The 1,303-nt window shown below is 31.0% G+C and carries 2 protein-coding genes; both read right to left on the bottom strand.

Annotated features, from left to right (window positions below; translation table 11 throughout):
* Positions 1 to 42: 42 nt before the first annotated feature.
* The gene (locus G9F74_RS29380) at positions 43 to 924 is read right to left on the bottom strand and encodes an IS3 family transposase (RefSeq protein WP_023441315.1); all 882 of its coding nucleotides are present in this window, start codon (positions 922 to 924) and stop codon (positions 43 to 45) included.
* A gap of 8 nt (positions 925 to 932) precedes the next feature.
* Positions 933 to 1,229 (bottom strand): helix-turn-helix domain-containing protein, encoded by a 297-nt coding sequence (locus G9F74_RS29375; protein ID WP_023441316.1) that lies wholly within the window; start codon positions 1,227 to 1,229, stop codon positions 933 to 935.
* Positions 1,230 to 1,303 lie beyond the last annotated feature (74 nt).

Raw genomic sequence — 1,303 nt, 5'->3', positions numbered from 1 at the left:
TGCAGTGATCCCTGTCAAGTAGACAGGACTTAAAAAACACAATTAAACAACCTGCGTTCGATATTGATATGGACTCAGGTTGTTTAATTTTTTTTGGAATCTTTGATGATTATAAAAATAAATATATTGATGTACGGCCTCCTTAACTTCATCAACCGTTTTGAAAGAATATAAATAAAAGCATTCTGCTTTAAAGTGACTAAAAAAACTCTCTATACATGCGTTATCTAAGCAATTTCCTTTGCGAGACATACTAGCTTGTATTTGATATTTCTTTAGTAGTAGATGATATTGATTAGACCTGTACTGAGAACCTTGATCACTATGCAAAAGGATTCCTTTCAAGTTCCGTTTTTTTCTAGCTTTTTCGAGAGTATCTATTACAAGTTCAAGATCATTTCTACAACTTATGTTGTAAGCAACAATTTCATTGTTAAACAAATCTTTAATTACGGATAAATATAATTTTTGACCATTAAAATTTAGATAAGTAATATCCGTTACCCATTTTTGATTTGGTGCTATAGCATAAAAGTCTCTATTGAGATAGTTCTGTGAAATCACATAAGCTTCTTTTTTTCCGTAATATGGGCGTTTCTTTCGAATGCTTGATTGAATTCCCAATTCTTTCATTAACCGCTGTATACGTTTATGGTTAAAATGCAAATTATAAGTAAGTTTAAGCCATACTTGTATTCTTCTGTATCCATAAATTCCTTTTAATTTTTTATAGCATTCTAATATCTTTGCCTTAATGGCGGTATCTTCTAATTGTTTCTCGGAGAGAAACGTCTGTCGTTTTAACCATTTGTAATAGCCACTCCTTGATACTTTAGCAATATCACATAATAACGTAATTGTATAACCCTTTTCAAAGAGTTCTTGAATAACTTCAAATTTTGCACTTTTGGATACAGCTGTCATTCCTCCTTTCACATTTTTAAGAGCTTTTTTAACATTTCATTCTCAGCTTCTAAACGTTTTATTTTATTCTCTACAGTCTCTAGCGATTCTTTAGAATTTTTTCTACACTTTTTTCTTGATTTTCCTCGTTTCTCCTCTAACCCTTTAATCCCTTCAGCATTAAAATACCTTACCCAACGCATAACCATTGTATGGTCAATCCCTAATTTTTTTGCCACTTTTTTATATGCCATTCCTTCTTTTAAATATAGATCTACTGCTTTTTTCTTAAAAAAGACATCATAAGTTTTTTTGATTTTCCCCATACAAAATCCCCCCATACGTAAACAGATTAATGTGCTTTCTTTCTACTGTCTACTATGAGGGGATCATATCAATA

Source organism: Bacillus sp. EKM202B (assembly GCF_011066025.1).
GTDB classification, from domain to species: domain Bacteria; phylum Bacillota; class Bacilli; order Bacillales; family Bacillaceae_G; genus Bacillus_A; species Bacillus_A toyonensis.
Note: the sequence above shows the minus strand (reverse complement) of the source record. Positions and strands in the feature narration are given on the sequence as shown.

Excerpts from the sequence above, each read along its gene's own strand:
- G9F74_RS29380 (WP_023441315.1), bottom strand. The coding sequence starts at position 924 with ATGACAGCTGTATCCAAAAGTGCAAAATTTGAAGTTATTCAAGAACTC.
- G9F74_RS29375 (WP_023441316.1), bottom strand. The coding sequence starts at position 1,229 with ATGGGGAAAATCAAAAAAACTTATGATGTCTTTTTTAAGAAAAAAGCA.